At 70.3% G+C, this 20778-nt stretch carries 24 protein-coding genes; 6 read left to right on the forward strand and 18 right to left on the reverse strand.

Annotated features, from left to right (window positions below; translation table 11 throughout):
- Positions 1–23 precede the first annotated feature (23 nt).
- A complete protein-coding gene (gene tsf / locus MT347_RS03275; protein WP_243498052.1) occupies positions 24–851 on the reverse strand; it encodes a translation elongation factor Ts in 828 nt (275 codons plus the stop codon).
- Positions 852–1005: 154 nt separating this feature from the next.
- Positions 1006–1989: a 30S ribosomal protein S2 gene (gene rpsB / locus MT347_RS03280; RefSeq protein WP_243498053.1), complete on the reverse strand. Its 984-nt coding sequence runs from the start codon at positions 1987–1989 to the stop codon at positions 1006–1008.
- Positions 1990–2293: 304 nt separating this feature from the next.
- Between rpsB and MT347_RS03285 the strand changes: the two genes are divergently transcribed.
- Complete coding sequence (locus MT347_RS03285; protein ID WP_243498054.1) at positions 2294–2767, forward strand: murein hydrolase activator EnvC; 474 nt, start codon at positions 2294–2296, stop codon at positions 2765–2767.
- A gap of 10 nt (positions 2768–2777) precedes the next feature.
- Here MT347_RS03285 and MT347_RS03290 read toward each other — a convergent pair whose 3' ends face one another.
- The 10 genes from MT347_RS03290 to MT347_RS03335 all read right to left on the reverse strand — a co-directional run bounded on the left by MT347_RS03290 (position 2778) and on the right by MT347_RS03335 (position 11106).
- The gene (locus MT347_RS03290) at positions 2778–3383 is read right to left on the reverse strand and encodes a DUF3060 domain-containing protein (RefSeq protein ID WP_243498055.1); all 606 of its coding nucleotides are present in this window, start codon (positions 3381–3383) and stop codon (positions 2778–2780) included.
- A gap of 98 nt (positions 3384–3481) precedes the next feature.
- Complete coding sequence (locus MT347_RS03295) at positions 3482–4450, reverse strand: tyrosine recombinase XerC (RefSeq protein WP_243498056.1); 969 nt, start codon at positions 4448–4450, stop codon at positions 3482–3484.
- A gap of 318 nt (positions 4451–4768) precedes the next feature.
- Positions 4769–5941 (reverse strand): DNA-processing protein DprA, encoded by a 1173-nt coding sequence (gene dprA / locus MT347_RS03300; protein ID WP_243498057.1) that lies wholly within the window; start codon positions 5939–5941, stop codon positions 4769–4771.
- Positions 5938–7461, reverse strand: a complete 1524-nt coding sequence (locus tag MT347_RS03305) for a YifB family Mg chelatase-like AAA ATPase (RefSeq protein WP_243498058.1) — start codon at positions 7459–7461, stop codon at positions 5938–5940. Before MT347_RS03305 ends, dprA begins: the two co-directional genes overlap by 4 nt.
- A complete protein-coding gene (locus MT347_RS03310; protein WP_243498059.1) occupies positions 7458–7820 on the reverse strand; it encodes a YraN family protein in 363 nt (120 codons plus the stop codon). Before MT347_RS03310 ends, MT347_RS03305 begins: the two co-directional genes overlap by 4 nt.
- A 92-nt stretch (positions 7821–7912) precedes the next feature.
- Entirely contained in the window at positions 7913–8236 is a 324-nt protein-coding gene (locus MT347_RS03315; RefSeq protein WP_055836674.1) for a DUF2469 family protein, read from the reverse strand.
- A gap of 305 nt (positions 8237–8541) precedes the next feature.
- Positions 8542–9195, reverse strand: coding sequence for a ribonuclease HII (locus tag MT347_RS03320; protein WP_243498060.1), 654 nt, complete (start codon positions 9193–9195; stop codon positions 8542–8544).
- Positions 9192–9941 carry a signal peptidase I gene (lepB, locus tag MT347_RS03325; RefSeq protein WP_243498061.1) on the reverse strand — a complete coding sequence of 250 codons (750 nt, stop codon included), beginning with the start codon at positions 9939–9941 and terminating at the stop codon, positions 9192–9194. The genes MT347_RS03320 and lepB overlap by 4 nt, the downstream gene beginning before the upstream one ends.
- A gap of 144 nt (positions 9942–10085) precedes the next feature.
- The gene (rplS, locus tag MT347_RS03330) at positions 10086–10433 is read right to left on the reverse strand and encodes a 50S ribosomal protein L19 (protein ID WP_243498062.1); all 348 of its coding nucleotides are present in this window, start codon (positions 10431–10433) and stop codon (positions 10086–10088) included.
- 181 nt (positions 10434–10614) lie between these two features.
- On the reverse strand, positions 10615–11106 hold the full coding sequence (locus MT347_RS03335) for an MFS transporter permease (protein ID WP_243498063.1): 492 nt from the start codon (positions 11104–11106) through the stop codon (positions 10615–10617).
- A 125-nt stretch (positions 11107–11231) separates the two neighbouring features.
- Between MT347_RS03335 and map the strand changes: the two genes are divergently transcribed.
- Positions 11232–12014, forward strand: coding sequence for a type I methionyl aminopeptidase (gene map / locus MT347_RS03340; RefSeq protein WP_243498064.1), 783 nt, complete (start codon positions 11232–11234; stop codon positions 12012–12014).
- 228 nt (positions 12015–12242) lie between these two features.
- On the opposite strand, the gene trmD is transcribed toward map, so the two are convergent.
- From trmD to rpsP, 4 genes are read right to left on the reverse strand one after another with little or no spacing between them, the layout of a single operon-like run.
- On the reverse strand, positions 12243–12932 hold the full coding sequence (gene trmD, locus MT347_RS03345) for a tRNA (guanosine(37)-N1)-methyltransferase TrmD (RefSeq protein WP_243498065.1): 690 nt from the start codon (positions 12930–12932) through the stop codon (positions 12243–12245).
- A 1-nt stretch (position 12933) separates the two neighbouring features.
- Positions 12934–13641: a ribosome maturation factor RimM gene (gene rimM, locus MT347_RS03350; RefSeq protein ID WP_243498067.1), complete on the reverse strand. Its 708-nt coding sequence runs from the start codon at positions 13639–13641 to the stop codon at positions 12934–12936.
- Complete coding sequence (locus tag MT347_RS03355; protein ID WP_058231430.1) at positions 13641–13871, reverse strand: RNA-binding protein; 231 nt, start codon at positions 13869–13871, stop codon at positions 13641–13643. The genes rimM and MT347_RS03355 overlap by 1 nt, the downstream gene beginning before the upstream one ends.
- A gap of 5 nt (positions 13872–13876) precedes the next feature.
- Positions 13877–14293 carry a 30S ribosomal protein S16 gene (rpsP, locus tag MT347_RS03360; protein ID WP_243498069.1) on the reverse strand — a complete coding sequence of 139 codons (417 nt, stop codon included), beginning with the start codon at positions 14291–14293 and terminating at the stop codon, positions 13877–13879.
- Positions 14294–14526: 233 nt separating this feature from the next.
- Here rpsP and MT347_RS03365 point away from each other — a divergent pair, with 233 nt between their 5' ends.
- Positions 14527–15690 (forward strand): glutamate--cysteine ligase, encoded by a 1164-nt coding sequence (locus tag MT347_RS03365; protein WP_243498071.1) that lies wholly within the window; start codon positions 14527–14529, stop codon positions 15688–15690.
- A 47-nt stretch (positions 15691–15737) separates the two neighbouring features.
- The gene (locus MT347_RS03370) at positions 15738–16520 is read left to right on the forward strand and encodes an SGNH/GDSL hydrolase family protein (RefSeq protein ID WP_243498073.1); all 783 of its coding nucleotides are present in this window, start codon (positions 15738–15740) and stop codon (positions 16518–16520) included.
- Between the two features lie 16 nt (positions 16521–16536).
- Here the strand turns inward: MT347_RS03370 and ffh are convergent, their stop codons facing one another.
- Positions 16537–18081, reverse strand: coding sequence for a signal recognition particle protein (gene ffh, locus MT347_RS03375; RefSeq protein ID WP_243498075.1), 1545 nt, complete (start codon positions 18079–18081; stop codon positions 16537–16539).
- Positions 18082–18388: 307 nt separating this feature from the next.
- Complete coding sequence (locus MT347_RS03380) at positions 18389–18937, reverse strand: TetR/AcrR family transcriptional regulator (RefSeq protein ID WP_243498078.1); 549 nt, start codon at positions 18935–18937, stop codon at positions 18389–18391.
- 64 nt (positions 18938–19001) lie between these two features.
- On the opposite strand from MT347_RS03380, the gene lipB reads away from it, so the two are divergent.
- Together lipB and lipA are read left to right on the forward strand one after the other, a co-directional pair.
- The gene (gene lipB / locus MT347_RS03385; protein ID WP_243498080.1) at positions 19002–19640 is read left to right on the forward strand and encodes a lipoyl(octanoyl) transferase LipB; all 639 of its coding nucleotides are present in this window, start codon (positions 19002–19004) and stop codon (positions 19638–19640) included.
- Positions 19637–20671, forward strand: coding sequence for a lipoyl synthase (gene lipA, locus MT347_RS03390; protein WP_243498082.1), 1035 nt, complete (start codon positions 19637–19639; stop codon positions 20669–20671). Before lipB ends, lipA begins: the two co-directional genes overlap by 4 nt.
- The last annotated feature ends 107 nt before the right edge of the window (positions 20672–20778 follow it).

Genomic DNA, 20778 nt, shown 5'->3' on the forward strand with positions numbered 1-20778 from the left:
TCCCGGGCCTCGTCATACGCGGGTTACGCGCCGACCTTGAAGCGGGCGAAGTCGGTCAGGGTGAGACCGGCGTCGGACGCGACCTTCGCGACGGACAGCTTGTTGTCCTTCGCGTAGTCCTGGTCGAGGAGCGAAACCTGCTTGAAGAACGCGTTCACGCGTCCCTCGACGATCTTCGGCAGCGCGGCCTCGGGCTTGCCCTCGTTGCGCGAGATCTCGGTGACGATCTCGCGCTCCTTGTCGACGTCTGCCTCGGGCACGGCGTCGCGGGTGAGGTACGAGGGGTTGGCGAACGAGATGTGCTGAGCGATGGAGCGCGCCGTTTCGGCGTCGTCACCCGTGTACGCGAGGACCACGCCGACCTGCGGGGGCAGGTCCTTGCTGGTCTTGTGCAGGTAGACCTCGAACTTGTCGCCCGAGATCGTGCGCACGCGACGCAGTTCGACCTTCTCGCCGATGATGGCGGCCTCGTCGGAGATGAGCTGCTCGACGGTCTTGCCGTCGGCGTCGGCGGCCAGCGCGGACTCGACCGAGTCGGCACCGGCGGCGGCGGCCGCGTCGACGACCTTGTCGGCCAGAGCGATGAAGCGCTCGTTCTTGGCGACGAAGTCGGTCTCGCAGGCGAGCTCGAGCAGCGTCACGGTGCCACCGACCTCGCGAGCGGCGACGAGGCCCTCGCTGGTCGAACGGTCGGCGCGCTTGGCGTTGCCCTTGGCACCCTTGAGGCGCAGGATCTCGACGGCCTTCTCGACGTCGCCGTCAGCCTCTTCGAGCGCCTTCTTGGTGTCGACCATGCCGGTGCCGAGCTGCTCGCGCAGCGCCTTGATGTCGGCGATCGTGAAGTTTGCCATGGTGTGGCGGTCTCCTTGTCGTTTCGTTCTCGATGTGAGCCCGGCGGGGCCGTGTCGCCGTCCTCCGGAGGAGGCGGCTGTCACGACCCCGCCGGATCGTAGCCTGTGCGGGTGGCGCGTCGTTCACGCGGAGGAGAACGACGCGCCTCGCGGCTTACTTGCTGTCGGCGGCCTCGGCGTCGGCGACCTCGGTCGCGCTCTCGCCCGACTCGGCGGCGACGGCCTCGTCGTGAGCCTCGGCGCCGGCGGCGTCGTCAGCGGACTCGGTCGCGGCCTGACCCTCGGCGGCCTGCTCGTCGGCGACGAGCTCGGACTCCTCGGAGCTCGCCTCGGCGGCGTCGGCGACCTTCTCGGTCTCGGCGGAGGACTGCTCCGGTGCACCCGACTCGAGCAGGTCGCGCTCCCACTCGGCGAGGGGCTCGGCGGCCTCTTCCTCACCGGCGGGCTGGTGACGCTGGATGAGGCCCTCGGCGGCGGCGTCGGCGATGATGCGCGTGAGCAGGCTCACCGAGCGGATCGCGTCGTCGTTGCCGGGGATCGGGTACTGGAACTCGTCGGGGTCGGCGTTCGTGTCGAGGATGCCGATCACGGGGATGCCGAGCTTCTTGGCCTCGTCGACCGCGAGGTGCTCGCGCTTGGCGTCAACGACCCAGATGGCCGACGGGGTCTTCTGCAGGTTGCGGATACCACCGAGGGACTTGTGCAGCTTGTCGAGCTCGCGCTTCTTGAGCAGCAGTTCCTTCTTGGTGAAGCCGCTCTCGGCGGGGTTCTCGTAGTCGAGCTCCTCGAGCTCCTTCATGCGGGCGAGGCGCTTGGACACCGTCTGGAAGTTGGTGAGGAGGCCACCGAGCCAGCGCTGGTTGACGTAGGGCTGGCCCACGCGGGTGGCCTGCTCGGCCAGGACTTCCTGCGCCTGCTTCTTGGTACCGACGAAGAGGATGGTGCCGCCGTGGGCGACCGTCTCCTTGACGAACTCGTACGCCTTGTCGATGTACCCGAGCGACTGCTGCAGGTCGATGATGTGGATGCCGGAGCGCTCCGTGAGGATGAAGCGCTTCACCTTCGGGTTCCACCGGCGGGTCTGGTGTCCGAAGTGAACGCCGCTGTCGAGCAGCTGGCGGATGGTGACGACGGCCATGGTCGTACTCCTGTTTCTGGGCGCTTTCGCACCGTGGTTGTGGTTGTTCGCGTCAGGCGGTTGGCCCGACGAGCCTGGTGCCCGGCGCACACCCGCCACCCGCCGGAGCGGAGGACCATGGGGTGTGGATGCCACGCGGTGCACTGTCTCGGAAGACGGTGCGATGCGCTCTGGGCACGCGGAGTCATCCCGACATGCGGGATGCATCCCCCAGCATACAGGACGCCTCCTCCCCGCCGCGTGTCCGTCCCCGGCCCGTCTCGACGCGACCCGGAGAGCTCCGTCGGCACGTCAGACTCTGCCGATGATCTCGGCATCCCTTCGTTCTCTGGCATTCTTCGCGACGCTGCTGCTCGCCGTACACGATCCCCTCGCCGACCTCGGATGGGTCTGGCCCGTCGATCAGGTCCGAGTGGTGCGCGCCTACGAGGCCCCCGCCCACGCCTACGGCCCGGGCCACCGGGGGATCGATCTGGCGTCTGGAGACACGGTGCACTCCCCCGCCGACGGGTATATCGCGTTTGCGGGCCAGGTCGCGGGGCGATCGGTGGTCACCATCGATCACGGGGGTGGGCTCGTCACGACCCTCGAGCCCGTCGCATCCGACCTCGCGGTCGGCGATCGCGTCCCGCGGGGCGCGCCCGTGGGTCTGCTCGCGGCCGGCGGACACACCGCGCCCGGGACGCTGCACTTCGGGGTACGCCTGGACGGCGAGTACATCAACCCCTTACGGCTCCTCGGCGGCGTGCCGCGGGCGGTCCTGCTGCCGTGCTGTTGAGGGCGCTCGATCAGCGGATCGAGTTGCCGCTCCCTGAGACGACCGCCGACCCGACGCCTCCGCCGGAGCGCACGACGTTGTCCTGTCCGCGAACGGTGACCGAGGGGATTCCCGTCATCGCCTCGGTCGTGGTGCGATCGCCCGAGATCTCGAGGCGGCCGATGCCCGCCGCCGAGGTCACGGTACCGTCGCTCCCCTCCACGACCACGGTGTCGGCGCCGGCGATCTGCATGCGGATGCGGTCCCCTGAGATGCGGAGAGTGGTGACGGTCGCAGCCGACGCATCGACCGTGAGTGCGGAGCCGGAGACGGTCAGCTCGCTGCAGGCGCCGGTGACGCGGAACGTCTGCTCGGCGCCGGACACGGTTTGAGCGCCGCCGTCTCCGCACGCGAGCTCGCCGATTCCCGGTGCGGGAGTCGTGGTGGCGGGCACCGGGGCGGCGGGGACGGGCGTGGCCGTCGACGAGGGGGCGGTGGGCAGCGTCGTCTGGCCGTCGAAGCCGGGCGGCAGGCGCGTTTCGACCGGGCGCGGCGCGGTGACGACGATGCATCCCGCCAAGAACGTCGCGAGGGCTGCCGCTCCGAGCGGCGCGAGGAGCAGGCGGCGGGAATGCATGGTTTCACGGTAGAGCCCGTGGCAGAGGGTCGCCAGGGGGACGTCTCCCGCCGAGGATGAGCGACGCAGGGGGTCGGCGCGCGACGCGGCCCGGCCCGTCAGGCCCGCGGATGCGCGAGCCGGTAGGCCTCACGCAGGCGCTCCGCTGAGACGTGCGTGTAGATCTGCGTCGTGCCCAGGCTCGCGTGACCCAGGATCTCCTGCACGGCGCGCAGGTCGGCCCCGCCGTCCAGCAGATGCGTCGCCGCCGAATGGCGGAGGGCGTGCGGGCCCAGCACCTCGGCACCGACGCGAGGGGCGACGGTCCGCGAGACCAATGCGTGCACCGCGCGGGGGCCCAACCGACCGCCCTTAGCCCCCAGGAACACTGCGCGTGAGTCGGCGGTCCCCGCGTCACGGTCCGGTTGCGAAGGGTTATCGCTCGTGCGCGCCGCGGAGTCTTCGCCGGCGAACCGACGGGCCCACAGGACCGGACGAGCACGGACGAGGTAGGCCTGAAGAGCGTGTTCGGCGGGAAGGCCGAACGGCACGACCCGCTCCTTGTCGCCCTTACCGTGCAGCCGCAGTGTCCGGCGCTCGTGATCGATGTCATCGAGGTCGAGACCGCAGATCTCCGACACCCGGGCCCCGGAGCCGTACAGCGTCTCGAGGAGTGCGTGATCGCGCAGGGCGATCGCGTCGCCATCAGCTGCCCGCACGGAGGCATCGGAGAGCACCGCGTCGAGAGCGTCGACGGTGGCCACCGCCGGAAGCGTACGCCCGCGCTTGGGCGACACCATCCGCTGGGACGGATCCACCGTCACCAGCCCTTGCTCGGCCGCCCAGGCGAACAACCCGCGAACGGTCGAGGTACGCCGGGCGGCGGTGGCCTTCGACTGCCCCGCCTTCGTCGCCTGCCACTGCCACTCGCGCAGATCGTCGATGTCGATACCCGTGATCGCTCGATCACCCACCGCGGCGACCAAGGCGGCGAGGTCGGCTCGGTAGGCGCGCACGGTCGCGGGCGAAAGGCGCCGTACGTCGGCGACATGGGCGAGGTACCCCTCGACGACCTCCGATGTGCGCATTCGTCCAGCCTGCCCTGGTGCGAGCGTGGGACATGCGTCCCGCGCCGACTGACCGGCCATCGACGAGGGAGACCACGGAGCTCTCGTCGGACCGTCGCGCTGGTCAGCGGACGACATCCTGACCGAGCAACGGATCTCTCATACCGGCCGAGCGGCTCCACGCCCCTCCGATCCTGCCGGGAGCCGCGCCAGTGGTGACGCCCGCGTCAACGCCCCGATGAAGCGGAGGGCGGCGCCAGTGGTGATGCCCGCGTCAACGACCCGATGAAGCGAAGAGCGGCGGCGCCTGTGAGCGCCGAACCTCGGCCCACCCGTGCCTCACCCCGTCCGTCGCGCCTCCGCCGCGTCGCGATGGACCGTGCGCCACGCCCCGTCGTCGTCGCGCAGAACCCGGCCCTCCAGCTCGGCGAACCCCAGCAGGACCGCCGCTTCCTCAGGGGCGAGCCCGCTCCGACGGGCAACGTCGTCGGATGTGCGGCCCGTACGCGGTGACAGCGCGTCGAGCAGGCGGGTGGTGGCGTCGGTGCGGGCCTGCTCGCCCGCGGGGGGTGGTGCTCCCTGCTCGCCGATCATCTCGAGGACATCGGCCGAGGATGTGACGCACGCTCCATCGAACTCCCGGAGGATGCGGTGGCACCCGGCGGACGCGGCACTGGTCACGGGACCGGGGACAGCACCGAGGGCCCGCCCCAGGGTCGCCGCATGTGCGGCGGTGTTCAGCGAGCCGCTGCGCCACCCCGCCTCGACGATCACGACCGCGTCGGCCATCGCCGCGATCAGACGGTTGCGGGCCAGGAAACGCCACTTGGTGGGTGCGGAACCGCACGGTGTCTCGCTCCACACCGCTCCGGTGGCGGCGATCTGCGCGAGCAGGCCCTCGTGACCGCGGGGGTACGGACGATCGACACCGCCGGCCAGGAAGGCCACCGTGGTGCCACCCGTCGACAGGGCCGCCCGGTGGCACGCACCGTCGATGCCGTACGCGGCCCCCGATACGACGGTCACACCCGCTCCCGCGAGGTCGGCCGCCAGATCGGCCGCCACTCCCTCGCCGTAGGCGGTGGACGCGCGAGCGCCGACCAGGGCCACGGCGGGCCGTTCAGCATCCGCCCCCGCGCCCCTCCGCCACAGCGCGATCGGCGCGTGCACGCCGAGGTCGTCGAGACGCGACGGCCATGCGGCATCGCCCGGCACGACGAGCGTCGCCCCGCAACGTCGGGCTGCGTCGAGGGCCGCCTCCACTGCCCCCGGCTGGAGACGAGGCATCCACCGCGCCCGCGCCCGTTGCACGCCCGGATCGGTGGAGTCGGCGATGTGACGCAGGGCCTCGGCCGCACCGAGCTCCGCGACGAACGCTCCGGCCGTGCCGTCGCCGGGCTCGACGAGAACACTCCACACCGCGCGGGCGTACGCGTCCTCGGCGGCGCGCGCCTCCGCACCGCGGACACCGCGCAAGGCCGCCGTCGCCGCGGCTGCATCGAGGGCGATCACGCGCCCGCCCCCTGACGCAGGTACAGCGCGCGTCCGACGTCGTCGAGCTGCAACCGGTCGTGGCCGGCGATGTCCGCGACTGTCCACGCGACGCGCAGCAGTCGGTCGTAGCCGCGGAGCGTCAACGCGCCGCGGCGCAGCGCCACGTCGAGCGGCCGGATGACCTCGGCGGGCGGGGCGGCCGGGCCCCGTAACCACGTGCCGGGAACGTCGGCGTTGCGACGCCATGGCGTCGATGACCACCGACGCGCGGCGCGGTCCCTTGCCTCGGCGACACGGCGGCGCGCCTCGGCGGAGGTGACGATGCGTGCGTCCACTTCTTGCCGGGCCGACGAGACCCGCTGCAACCGGAGATCGATGTCGATCCGGTCGAGAAGCGGACCGGAGAGGCGGCGCGTGTACCGGCGGATGGCCTGCGGTGCGCACTCGCACAGACCTCCCACCACGCCGTACTGACCGCAGGGGCAGGGGTTGGTTGCGACGACGAGCTGGAACCGAGCGGGATAGGTCGCCGCAACACCCGAGCGATGCACCTGGATCATGCCGCTTTCGAGAGGCTGTCGCAGCGCGTCCAGAACAGATGCGGGGAACTCACCCCCCTCGTCCAGGAAGAGCACCCCGTCGCTCGCCCGGGCGATGGCGCCCGGACGCACGATGCCCGAACCCCCGCCGATGAGCGCCGCCGCCGTTGCGCCGTGATGAGGGCTCTCGAACGGCGGCGTGCGCGAGAGCCGCGTCACGGCATCGCCCGCGAGCGAGCGGACCGAGGCGACCGACAGGGCCGCCTCGTCGTCGAGCGGCGGAAGGATGCCGGGGAGCCGGCGCGCGAGCATGGTCTTGCCCGCGCCGGGCGGCCCGCTCATGAGGATGTGGTGCCCGCCCGCAGCCGCGACGACGAGGGCATCGACGGCCTCGGGCTGTCCGACGACATCGGCGAGGTCGAGCGGTGCGTCCTCGATGTCGACGCTCGAGGGGGCCTCGACCGCGGCGAGCTCGATCGCATCGCTGCTCCCCCCGTGCCACCGCACGACCTCGGCGAGGCACACGGCGGCGAACACCTCGACGCCGTCCACGAGCCGGGCTTCCGCGGCGTTGCCCGCCGGGACCACGACCCGTCCGTGTCCGGCGCGCTGCGCGGCGACCACCGCGGGAAGGACTCCGGGCACCGGCCGCAGCCGCCCGTCGAGCCCGAGTTCGCCGATGTGGACCGTCGTCGCGACGCGGGCGGCATCCATCCGGACCGAGGTCGCCAGCGCGGCGATCGCGATCGCCACATCGAATCCAGAGCCACGCTTGGGCAGACTCGCCGGCGAGAGGTTGACGGTGATCCGTCGCTTGGGCAGATCGAGACCGCGGTTCGTGCACGCGTTGCGCACACGCCGTCCGGCCTCGCCGAGGGCCTTGTCGGGCAGGCCGATGATGGAGAACTCCGGCGTCTGCGACGAGACGTCGGCCTCCACCTCGACGAGATCTCCGCGCAGCCCCGTGAGGGCCACGGCCCAGGTGCGTGCGACGGTCACAGGGCGTCCTCGAGGTGCTCGAGTCGGGCCGTAGCCGGATCTCCCCCGGTCAGGCCGATCGCATCCACACGTAGTCGCCGCCCCCGCGCGGCATCGGGATGCGCGGCGATCCACGCCATCGCCAACCGCCAGAGACGCGTCGCCTTGCGCTTGTCGATCGCCTCGAAGGGGTGCCCGAAGTCCTCGCTGCGCCGGGTCTTCACCTCGACGACGACGAGCGTGCCCTCCCGCTCGGCGACGATGTCGATCTCACCCTGGGGGCATCGCCAATTGCGGGCGATGATTCGGTAGCCGTCACCCGTCAGATAGGCGACGGCGCGGTCTTCCCCGGCTCGGCCGAGGTCGTCTTTCGCTGCCATACCCGAGAGGGTCGCACCGGGATCGCCCGGCCCGTCGGGCGAGAGGAATCATCCGTGGACAGGGAGCGTGATCAGCCCCCTGGGGAGGAACCTCAGTTGTCGAGTGACAGCTCGTCGGGCAGCTGGAAGTCGTGCCGCGACAGCTCTTCGACGTTGACGTCCTTGAACGTCAGCACCCGTACCGACTTCACGAACCGGTCGGCGCGATAGATGTCCCACACCCACACATCGGTCATGGAGATCTCGAAGTAGAAGTCGTGCTCGGTGTCGCGGCGCACGACGTTGACGTCGTTCGCGAGATAGAACCGACGCTCGGTCTCGATCACGTAAGTGAACTGGCGCACGACATCGCGGTACTCGCGGTACAGGGCCAGCTCGAGTTCGCGGTCGTAGTCCTCGAAGACGTCGTCATCCATGGTCTTCCCATCCTAGGTGCGCGTCACCGCGCGGGCCGCACGGGGGCGCCCGCCCGGGCGCGTCCCCACGGCCGCCGCGCGCAACGTTCGCGCCACACCACCGCACGCCGGCCGCGTCCCACCGTCGGCCGGCGCCGCCTCCGCCCCACCGTCCGTCGCCGCGGCACCCGTCCCACCGCCGGCCGGCGCCGCCTCCGCCCCACCGTCCGTCGCCGCGGCACCTGCCCCACCGTCGGTCGCCGCCGCCTCCGCCCCACCGTCGGCCGCCCGGTCGGAACGGAGCGACTGCCGCAGCCGTCGCCCGGTCAGAACAGGGTCGGAGCAGCCGCGATCGCCCAGGAGTGCCGGTGATGCACGCTCATGCCGTGCGCGGTGATCGCATCGCGGTGGTCGAGGCTCGCGTAGCCCTTGTTGCGCGCCCAGCCGTAGGCGGGAAGGTCGTCGTGCAGCCCGGTCATGAGCGTATCGCGCGCGACCTTGGCGATCACGGATGCCGCGGCGGCGCTCGCGCAGTCGCGATCGGCCTTGATGATGGGTCTGACGGTCAGACCGGACTCGCCCGCCGGGGTGATGTAGTCATGGTTGCCGTCGAGGATCACGAGCGCCTCCTCGGGCACGACACCGTGCGCCCGCAGGTCGGCGATGGCCCGGACGGCGGCGAGACCGAGGGCGCGGATGATGCCGATCTCGTCGATCTCGACGGAGCTCGCCCACCCCACGGCACTGTGCTGCACGAAGGCCGCGGCCCGCGCCGCCACCTCGGGCCGGCGCGCCTCGGGCACCAACTTGGAGTCCCGCAGGCCCACCGGCACCCGCTTGCGCGAGCGCGCCGGATCGATGACCGCCGCCCCGACCGCCACCGGCCCGGCCAGTGCACCGCGACCGACCTCGTCGCACGCGATCACGATCGCGTGCTCCTTCAGCACGCGACGCTCGAGGGTGAGGGTGGGCTCGATCACGGCGCGCCCGGAGCGGGAACCCCCGCGAACACCTCGTGATGGAAGTCGATCAGACCGAAGCGCGTGAACGGCCAGGTGATGAGGAAGGCACGCCCCACCACGTTGTCGACCGGCACGAAACCCTGGCTCGGCTGATCCTGGTTGAATCGGGAGTCGCGCGAGCTGTTGCGGTTGTCACCGAGCACCCAGAGCGACCCATCGGGCACCGTGACGTCGTACGGCACCGGGTCGGGCGCGGTGGCCCCCGGGGCGAGGCGCACGTAGCTCTCGTCGAGCGGCACGCCGTTCACGGTCGTCTGCCCGAGCGCGTTGCAGCAGACGACGTGATCCCCCGACGTGCCGATGACGCGCTTGATGAGGTGGTCGTCACTGTCGGGGGCTGAGAGGCCGAAGAGGGAGAGCACCCAATCTGCCCCCTCGACCACCGGCGAACGCTCCTCGACGGGCTTCGAGGGGAGCCAGCCGCCCGGGTCGCGGAAGACGACGATGTCACCGCGGGAGTACTCGCCGAAACGGGGGGTCAGTTCGTCGACGAGGATGCGGTCCTTGATCAGGAGTGTGTTCTCCATCGACGCCGACGGGATGTAGAACGAGCGCACGACGAAGGTTTTGACCAGGAACGACACCAGCAGGGCGATCGCGATGATGACGACCAGGTCGCGGAGGAAGGCGCCCCATCCGCGGCGGCGCCGCTCGGTCGATGCGGATGCCGTGGCATCCGGGGTCGAGGCGGTCTGGTCGCTCATGTGTTCCTTCACCGGGTTCGTCGCACGCCGAGCGAACCGCACAGACCAGGGTCGCACACCCCCGCACCGCACGGTGACCGCGCCGCCCGCGAAAACGCCGAACGCCCCATGGGTGAAACCCACGGGGCGTTCCAGAGAGCGGACTCAGCGGTCGCGCTTCTCCTTGATCTTGGCCTTCTTGCCGCGGAGGGCACGGAGGTAGTAGAGCTTGGCGCGACGAACGTCACCGCGGGTGACGACCTCGATGTGGTCGATCACGGGGCTGTGGACCGGGAAGGTACGCTCGACGCCGACCTGGAAGCTGACCTTGCGGACGCAGAAGGTCTCGCGGACGCCATCGCCCGAACGGCCGATGACGACGCCCTGGAAGATCTGGATACGCGAGCGGGAGCCTTCGGTGATGTTCACGTGCACCTTGACGGTGTCGCCGGGAGCGAAGACGGGGATGTCGGAGCGGAGCGAAGCCGCATCGACGGAGTCGAGGATCTGCATGATCGTCACTTCCTGCGACCGCCACAGGTCGATCGCACGATAAAGGGGAAAAGGATGAGGCGTGCCCGAGGCCGCGGATGCGACGTGACTCCCCTGAGGCAGAGCCGGTCAGGGCACAAGTGCCTATTCTGCCACGCCGGGCCCGCGCAGCCAAAACGGTGGGCGACCGCACGGAGAGGTCTCAGCCAGGGCGGCGATTCTCCGGCACGACGATGACCTCGCCCGCGACGGGCGGCTGCGTGCGCTCCCGCGTCGGCGGAATGTAGGCCGTGCCGTCGGAGGTGTGCAGCACCGTCACGGCGCCGCGCGCCTCGTTCCACAGCTGTGCCAGCGACGACCAGAACAGCAGCAACGCGCCCACGATCGACAGCACGAGTAACGGAAAGAACACCCGCGAGTCGAATACTCCGAGCGCGACGATCACGAGGTGCCAGACGCCCAGACCCGCGACGTCGCGCCACGACACCGCTCGGCTCTCGCGGACACTCGTGCGGGCACGGATCACCAGCGACAGCAAGAGCTGGGACACGAAGACCGCGGGCACGGCGACGAACAGCCACAGCAGTGCCCAGCCGCTGCCTCCGGAGAACACGATCCAGCCGACGAAGAGCCACAGCGGCAACACGAAGGCGGCCGGGAACAACCAGCGGAGGAACAATCGGCGCAGCACCATGAGGCGATGTTAAGGCCGGTCGATGTGCGGCGCCTTTGAGAATCCTCTGGCCCGTCGGGATGCCGCGGTACCCGGGCATCCGGCATCCATCGGAGACAATGGAGGTTCGACGAAAGGATCCCACCATGATCGAACTGCGCACCCCGGCCGAGATCGACGCGATGCGGCCCGCCGGCCGTTTCGTCGCTGAGGTGCTGGCCACGCTGCGCGACGAGACCAAGGTGGGAACGAACCTGCTGCACCTCGATCGTCGGGCTCACGACATGATCCGCGCGGCCGGCGCGGAGTCGTGCTACATCGACTACCACCCGTCGTTCGGCGCGAGCCCGTTCGGCAAGGTGCTGTGCACCTCCATCAACGACGCGGTGCTGCACGGCCTCCCCCACGACTACGTGCTGCGCGACGGCGACCTCGTCTCTCTCGACTTCGCCGCCTCCGTCGACGGGTGGGTCGCCGACTCGGCGGTCTCGTTCGTGGTCGGCACCGCGCGCGACGAAGACCTCGCCCTCATCGACACCACTCAGCGGGCTCTCGCCGCGGCCATCGACCACGCCACGGTCGGCAACAAGATCGGCGACATCTCCGCCGCCATCGCCGCGGTCGCTCACGCTCGAGACCTGAAGATCAATACCGACTTCGGCGGTCACGGCGTCGGTCGCACCATGCACGGCGACCCCCACGTCGCCAACGACGGCAAGGCGGGGCGGGGTTATCCGCTCCGCGCGGGACTCGTGGTCGCTCTCGAGCCGTGGTTCCTCCACACCACCGACCGGCTCGTTACCGACCCCGACGGGTGGACTCTGCGCAGCGCCGACGGCTCGCGCGGATCGCACTCCGAGCACACGGTCGCGATCACGCCCGAGGGGCCGATCGTGCTCACCGACCGGTCGTTCCTCGGCGTCGACTGACGAAGATCAGCGGATGCCGCGGCCCCGGGTCGCGGCATCCGGCACGTCCAGCCCGCCTTGGCTCCACGGAAGCTCGCAGAAACGCAGGTCCCTCGCAGAATCCGCGCTGACCAATGCGAGATCCTTCCCCTTCTCCGAGCCCGAGGGACGTGCGGTCACGCCACAGATCCTGGATGCCGCAGCCTCGGCGCCCGAGCCGACCGACACGTCAGCTGATCAGCTCGAGCGTCAGTCGGGAAGCAGGTCGGGGCGCCGCTCGCGAGTGCGCACGAGCTGCTGCTCGTGCCGCCACGTCGCCACCGCACCGTGATTGCCGCTCAGCAGCACCGGCGGCACCTCGCGTTCGCGCCAGACGGCGGGTTTGGTGAACGACGGGTACTCCAGCAACCCGTCTTCGTGGGACTCTTCGACGAGGCTCTCCGGGTTGCCGACGACGCCCGGGATGAGTCGCCCGATCGCCTCGACCATCGCCATGACGGCGACCTCTCCCCCATTGAGGACATAGTCGCCGAGGCTGATGAGCCGGACGTCGCCCAGCTCGGCGGCGTAGTCGAATACGCGCTCGTCGATGCCCTCGTAGCGTCCGCATCCGAACACGAGGTGGGGAGCGGTCGAGAGCTCGCGGGCGATGGCCTGGGTGAAGCGCTCACCCGCGGGCGAGGGGAAGACGATCACCGGCCGCTGGGCGGCGTCGCGGGTCACGGTGTCGAGCGCCTCACCCCAGGGTTCGGGTTTCATCACCATGCCGGCACCGCCGCCGTACGGCGTGTCGTCGACCGTGCGGTGACGGTCGTACGTGTACTCGCGAAGGTCGTGAACGCGTACGTCGAGCAGACCACTCTGCCGCGCCTTGCCCAGGAGCGACACCTCGAGGGCGTCGAAGATCGTGGGGAAGATCGACACGATGTCGATGCGCACGTCAGTCCTCGCGCGTGCGGCAGTCTGCGACGTCGGACTCTGCCGGGTCGGTGGGCACGGCCGCATCGGCGGGCTCGGCATCGCTCGCGGAGTCGGCCTCGTCGGCGAGGTCCGTGGGCTCGGGCTCATCGTCGGCCTCGGCGGGGAGCTCCTCGAAGAGCCCCGTCGGCGGAGTGACGACCACCCGTCCACCGGCGATGTCGACCTCGGGCACGATGGCGCTCACGAAGGGCACCAGCACCTCGCGGTCTTCGCCCGTGGGGCGCACGATCAAGAGGTCCTGCGCCGGGAAGTGATCGACCCGGGCGACCCGGCCGATGACGGCACCGTCGCGCACGACCTCGAGACCGACCAGCTGGTGGTCGTACCAGGCGTCGTCCTCGGCGGGAGCGGCCTCGGCGTCCTGGTCGATCCAGAGGATCGCCTTGACGAGTGCCTCGGCGGCGTTGCGGTCGTCGACGCCCTCGAAGAAGACGACGGGGTGGGAGTTCATCCAGCGGAACTCGCGGACCGTCAGCTCACGGCCGTGCCACGGCGAGGACTCCGGAACCTGAAGGGTGAAAGAATTTCCCGCGACGAAGCGTCCGTCGGGGTCGTCGGTGTACAACTCGAGCTTGAACGCGCCTTTGAGCCCGTGGGCCTTGACGAGCCGTCCGACGCGGAGCTGAGCTTTGGCGGGCTGAGGGCCCGCGTTGTCGCCGGCCGACATCAGTCGTCGGCGACGTCGACGCGCACGCGGCGGCCGTCGGCGAGAGCGGTGATGAGCGTGCGCAGCGCCTTGGCGGTGCGTCCGCCGCGCCCGATCACGCGACCCCGGTCATCGGGGTGCACGCGAACCTCCAGCACATCTCCGCGGGGAGACGTGCTGGAACGGATGGTCACGGCGTCCGGGTGATCGACGATCCCCTTGACGACGTGTTCGAGCGCGGCAGACAGCACGAGGATTACTCGGCCGAGGTCTCGGCGGCGTCGTCGGCGGAAGCCGAAGCCGGGGCCTCGTCGGCCTTCTTCTCGGCCTTGGGCTTGACGACCGACTTCTTCGAGGTGTCGGCCTCGAACGCGGCCTTGGGCTCGCGCACCTTGACGGTGGAGACGGCGTTCGCGTCGCCCTTGAACTTGCCCCAGTCGCCCGTGAGCTTGAGGATGGCGGCGACCTGCTCGGTGGGCTGTGCGCCGACCGACAGCCAGTACTGCGCGCGCTCCGAGTCGACCTCGATGAACGAGGGCTCCTCGGTCGGGTGGTACTTGCCGATCTCCTCGATGACACGACCGTCGCGCTTGGTGCGCGAGTCGGCGACGACGATGCGGTAGTAGGGCGCGCGGATCTTTCCGAGGCGCTTGAGACGGATCTTGACAGCCACGATGACTCCTGATGATGAAGATGAACGAACCGGACGCCTGGAGCGTGGGGTGCACACCCGGCGGAAGCTCAAAAGGGGGGACCGCCACTGGATAGAGGGTCGAGTGGTGGGTCCGACCCTCTATTCTGCCAGATCCTTTCGACTCACCGTGACAGGCGAAGCGAAACGACACGGTTCGTCGCGCAGAGTAGCGGAGCGGCACCCGCCGAGAACGTCGTGTCAGACTGAGCCGCATGAGGCTGCCGTTCGCTGCATCGACGCGTTCGTCCGTGGGTCTGGAGTGGGAGCTCATGCTCGCCGACCGCGACACGGGCGATCTCGTCCCCCGCGCTCCGGAGATCCTCGAGCACCTCGAAGACCGGACGTCGCTCGAACGCTTCACCGTGACCGGCGAGTTGCTGACGAACACCGTCGAGGTCACCAGCGGCGTCGGGCACACGGTCGCGGAAGCCGTCGACGACATCGGCGACGCCATCGGCGCCCTCCGCGACGAGACCGAGCCCCGCGGCGTGGAGCTGCTGTGCGCCGGCAGCCACCCGTTCGCGCAGTGGTACGACCAGCAGGTCACCGACAAGACGCGCTATCACACCCTCATCGAGCGAACGCAGTGGTGGGGACGCAACATGATGATCTGGGGCGTGCACGTGCACATCGGCGTCGACGACGTCGAGAAGGTGCTGCCAATCATCAACGCGCTGACGGTGTACCTCCCCCACCTCCAGGCGCTGTCGGCATCCAGCCCGTTCTGGGCCGGGGACCGCACGGGATACGTCTCCAACCGCGCCCTCGTGTTCCAGCAGCTCCCGACCGCGGGCCTGCCCTGGCAGCTGGAGACCTGGGACGACTTCGAGGGCTACCTCGACGACATGGTGCGCACCGGGGTGATGGCGGATGCCAGTGAGGTGCGGTGGGACATCCGTCCGGCGCCGAAGTGGGGCACCGTCGAGATCCGCGCCTGCGACGGCATGTCCACCCTGCCGGAACTCGCGGCCGTCGCCGCTCTCGCGCAGACCCTCGTCGAGCATTTCTCGCGCCTCCTCGACGAAGGACGCGAGCTCCCCGGCATCCCGCCGTGGTACGCCCGGGAGAACAAGTGGCGTGCCGCTCGCTACGGCCTCGACGCCCGGGTGATCGTCGATCGTGCGGGAACGCAACGACCGGTCGTCGAGCACCTGCGCGAGACCATGGAGGAGCTGGCCGACGTCGCCCTGGAGCTGAAGTGCGCGCGCGAGTTCGCGAGCCTGGAGACGATCCTCGCCACGGGCGGGAGCTCGGCGCGTCAGATCGCGGTGGCGGAGGCCGCCGACGGCGATCTGCGCGAGGTCGTGCAGCACCTGATCCGGGAATTCCGCGGCGGACCGACGCTCCGCGAGCACCTGGCCGCCCTTCGCGTGTGAGACGCGTTCGACGCCGGCTCATAGGCGCACGATCGTAGGATCTCGACATGATCTCCGGACGCCGCGCCTCGGCGGTTTCCCTGGTGGCCCTGGCGGCTGCGGTCGCGGCGGTGCTCACCGGATGCGCGGCGGAGCCCGTCGTCGCGGCCGCGGGCACGCCCTCGGCATCCGTCGCGCCGGGGGCGACGGCGTCCCCGTCACCGGCGCCCTCGACGTCCGTGACGTCATCCGCCGCGGCGTCATCGACCGAGGTAGCGCCGACCTCGTCATCGCGCGAGCGCGTCGTCACGCTCGGCGACTCGCTGATGTCGGGGTTCGGCCTCACGGCGAGCGAGGCATGGCCACGACTTCTGGCCGAGGGAACGCACCTCTCCGTGATCAACCTCGCCTGCCCCGGTATGGGTTTCGTGGTGCAGGGCGACTGCGGAACGCCCTACTCAGGTCTCGTCCCCGCCGTCGCCGCCCTGCAGCCCGACCTGCTGATCGTGGAGTCCTCCAGCAACGACTTCTGGCAGGACGGGGACGAGATCCGCTTCGACACCGCCAGCACCCTCGAGAGCCTGCACGCGGCCGCACCCGACGCACGCATCGTCGGTCTCAGCACCATCTGGAACGACGATCCAGAGGTCCCCGACGACACCGGGGTCACCTCCGATGCGCTACGAGACGCGGTCGAGTCGGTCGGCGGCACCTACATCGACGTCGGTCAGCCACTGGCCGGACACCCCGAATGGATGCAGGACGACGACGTGCACCCGACCGCGCGCGGGCAGAAGGCGATCGAGCAGTCGGTGATGTCGGTGCTGCAGCGCGCCGGCGTGCTGACCTGAGGGGGCAGCCGTCCGGTCAGCCCCGGCCGAGCATCTTCTGCAGTTCGGCGAGATCGGCCTCGCTCGGCGCCGCCTGACCACCCAGGCCGAAACCGGACCCCGTCGCCGGCGCCGCCGCCGCGATACCGGCGTTCTCGGCCGCGCGCTTGGCCGGGTTGCCCGAACGCGAGCCCTTGGCCTTCTGCTGCTTGCCGCGCTTGGACGAGGCGCCGGGCTTGCCGCCCACCGGGCCCATGCCGGGGATGTTGGGCACACCGCCGCGGGCGACGGTCTTCATCATCTTGGCGGCCTGATCGAAACGCTGGACGAGCTGGTTGACGTCGGTCACCGTCATGCCCGAACCGCGGGCGATGCGCAGGCGGCGCGACCCATTGAGGATCTTGGGGTTGCGACGCTCGCCGAGCGTCATCGAGCGGATGATGGCCTCGGTGCGATCAATCTCGCGCTCGTCGAAGTCCTCGAGTTGCTGCTTCATGTTTCCCATACCCGGGAGCATCCCGAGCATCTTCTTCATGGAGCCCATCTTCTTCATCTGCTGCATCTGCTCGAGGAAGTCCTCGAGGGTGAAGGTGTCGGTCGCGAGCTTCTCAGCGACCTTCATCGCCTCGGCCTCGTCGAACGCACTCTGCGCCTGCTCGATCAGGGTGAGGATGTCACCGAGGTCGAGGATGCGCGACGCCATGCGGTCCGGGTGGAACGGCTCGACATCGTCGAGACCCTCGCCGGTGGACGCGAAGATGATGGGGCGACCGGTCACCGAGGCGACCGAGAGAGCGGCACCGCCTCGTGCGTCTCCGTCGAGCTTCGACAGCACCACGCCGGTGAAGTCGACGCCGTCCTGGAAGGCCTTGGCCGTGTTGACGGCGTCCTGACCGATCATCGCGTCGATGACGAAGAGCACCTCGTCGGGCTGAGTCGCCTTTCGGATGTCGGACGCCTGCTTCATCAGCTCGGCGTCGACGCCGAGGCGACCGGCCGTGTCGATGATGACGATGTCGTGCTGCTGGCGAGTGGCGTACGCGACGCCGTCGCGGGCCACCGTGACCGGGTCGCCGACGCCGTTGCCGGGCTCGGGAGCGTAGATGGCCGCTCCCGCACGCTCGGCGACGACCTGCAGCTGGTTGACGGCGTTGGGGCGCTGAAGGTCGCAGGCGACCAGGAGGGGCGTGTGCCCGTCTTTTTCGAGCATCTTGGCGAGCTTGCCCGCGAAGGTGGTCTTACCCGAACCCTGGAGCCCCGCCAGCATGATGACCGTGGGCGGGTTCTTGGCGAACTGCAGCCGTCGCTGCTGGCCGCCCAGGATGCCGATGAGCTCGTCGTTGACGATCTGCACGACCTGTTGCGCGGGGTTCAGCGCGCGGTTGACCTCGTCGCCCAGCGCACGATCGCGCACGGCGGCGGTGAACTCTTTGACCACGGGCAGCGCCACGTCGGCGTCGAGAAGGGCGCGACGGATCTCGCGTACCGTCCCGTCGACGTCGGCGGGCGTGAGCTGGCCCTTCTTCCGGAGGTTGCGGAAGGTCTCTGTGAGCCGGTCGGAGAGGGTGCCGAAAGTCGCCATGATGCAACGAGTTTACGCGGGCGCCGCCGACGACGCTGCCGCCGCCTCGCGCCGGGCTTCCCCCGCCGCCGGAGCCCGGCGATCCGCATACCCTCAGCCCCACGCCCGCGGATGCCAGGACCTCGCGCGAATCTCCGCGTGACGCACCCGCGGCGCGACGCGAGGCCGCCCGCACTACGATCTCGGCGATGCGCACACCCTCAGCCCGGCGACCCCGGATGCCACGAACCTCTCGCGAACCGCTGAGGGCACGCAGTGATGCCGGACGCGACGGCGCTCGGCCGGTCGGGCTGACTCGGGCTGCGCGTCAGACGAGGGCGAGAGCCTCGGCGAGCACCTCGTCGAGGGGGCGCCCCGTCGCCGTGCGGTCCGCCCACGACCAGACCGCCGCCAGTACCGCGGCCGACAGCGCGCCCGCGCGGACCTCGGCGAGCAGGCGCGGCATCCCCTCTCGCGCGAAGCGGGCAGCGACGTGCTGTTGCAGACGGAACTGCCGCACGGCGCGGTCGCGGTCGAGCTCTGCGGCGATGTCCATGGCGTCGGCATTGGTGATCGCCAGGGCGAGAGCATCGGGGGTCAGCCCCCGGCCGATCGTCGACAGGGCGGCGACGACGTCGGCGCCATCATGGAGGAGCGCGACGCCCGCGGCGACCTGCTCGTCGAAACCCGACCACAGCACGTCACTCTTGGCCGCGAAGTAGTTGAAGAAGCTCGAACGGCTCACCCCGGCGCGACGCGTGATGTCGGAGACGCTCGTCGCGTCGTAGCCCTGCTCGAGGAAGAGCTCGCACGCCGCTTCGGACAGCACCTCGCGGGAGGAGGCGCGGGGGCGTCCGCTGCGGGGCTCGGGGGTCACGGCCCCAGACTAGACGGGTCGCTCGCGTGTATTGTTGGACTCCATCCAACATCGGAGGCGGTCGATGATCGACATCCACCTGGCGGGCCTCGCCCCGTTGTACGTGCCCTACCTCGACGGGTGGGCTCACCAGCGCCGTATCCATGCCGAGGTGGTCGGCGGCGAACGGCCCGACACCCTGCTGCTGCTCGAGCACGAAGCCGTGTACACCGCCGGTAAGCGCACCGAGGCGCACGAGCGACCCGACGACGGCACGCCGGTGGTCGACGTCGACCGCGGCGGCAAGATCACGTGGCACGGTCCGGGCCAGCTCGTGGGTTACCCGATCGTGCGCCTGCCCGAGCCGATCGACGTCGTCGCCCACGTGCGTCGGCTCGAGGCGCTGCTCATCGACGCGCTGCGCGAGTACGGGGTCGACGGCTTCCGCGTCGACGGGCGCAGTGGCGTGTGGGTGCAACGGCCCCTCGGGGTCGACAAGGTCGCGGCCATCGGCGTCCGCGTGGAAAAGGGAGTGACGATGCACGGCTTCGCGGTCAATTGCGACAACACCCTCGCCGGATTCCGGCACATCGTCCCGTGCGGGATCACGGATGCCGGAGTCACGACCGTGAGCGAGGTGGTCGGCGCCGACGTCTCCCCCGCCGACCTCGTCCCGGCGATCGAGCGCGTGTTCCGCGCCGAGTACGCGGCGGTCCCCGCGTGAGCGCCTGCGGAACCGGGGCGGCCGGGGCGGCGGCATCCACCGCCCCCAATGGACGCAAGCTCCTCCGGCTGGAGGTGCGCAACGCCGAGACGCCCATCGAGCGCAAGCCCGAGTGGATCAAGACCAAGGCCAAGATGGGCCCGGAATACACGGCGTTGCAGAAACTCGTGAAGACCGAGGACCTGCACACGGTGTGCCAGGAGGCGGGCTGCCCCAACATCTTCGAATGCTGGGAGGACCGCGAGGCGACCTTCCTCATCGGCGGTTCGCAGTGCACGCGCCGGTGCGACTTCTGCCAGATCGACACGGGCAAGCCGGCCGACTACGACCGCGACGAGCCCCGCCGCGTCGCCGAGAGCGTCACCCGGATGCAGCTGCGTTACGCCACGGTGACGGGCGTCGCGCGCGACGACCTGCCGGACGAGGGCGCGTGGCTGCACGCCGAGACGGTGCGGCGCATCCACGCTGAGAACCCCGGCACCGGCGTGGAGATCCTCGCCACCGACTTCTCGGGGAATGTCTCGCACCTCGACGAGGTGTTCTCGTCGCGCCCCGAGGTGTTCGCGCACAACGTCGAGACGGTGCCGCGCATCTTCAAGCGGATCCGCCCCGCCTTCCGCTACGATAGGTCGCTCGGAGTGCTGACCGCCGCCCGCGACGCCGGTCTCATCACGAAGTCGAACCTCATCCTGGGCATGGGCGAGGAGCCCGAAGAGGTCGTACAGGCTCTCGAAGACCTGCACGCGGCCGGCACCGACATCATCACGATCACGCAGTACCTGCGCCCGACCCCCCGTCACCTTCCCGTGCAGCGGTGGGTCAAGCCGGACGAGTTCGTCGAGTTCAAGGAGGAGGCCGAGCGGATCGGCTTCCTGGGCGTGCTCGCCGGTCCCCTGGTGCGCTCGTCGTACCGCGCGGGGCGCCTGTGGGCGCAGTCGATGGTGTCGAAGGGGCGCGAGATCCCCCCGCACCTCGCGCACCTGGCGAAGGACATCGCCGCCGCCGACGCCGGCTTCGCCCAGGCGGTGTAGCCCGGCGGTCGGGCACGGTGTGCGCAGGTCGACGGGAGCGTCTCGACGCGCCGTCCGGTGGGCTGCGCGGCATCCGGGGGACGAGCGGTGTCGACGGGCAAAGCCGA

Origin of the sequence: Microbacterium sp. VKM Ac-2923 (genome assembly GCF_022815605.1) — a bacterium.
Classification (GTDB): domain Bacteria; phylum Actinomycetota; class Actinomycetes; order Actinomycetales; family Microbacteriaceae; genus Microbacterium.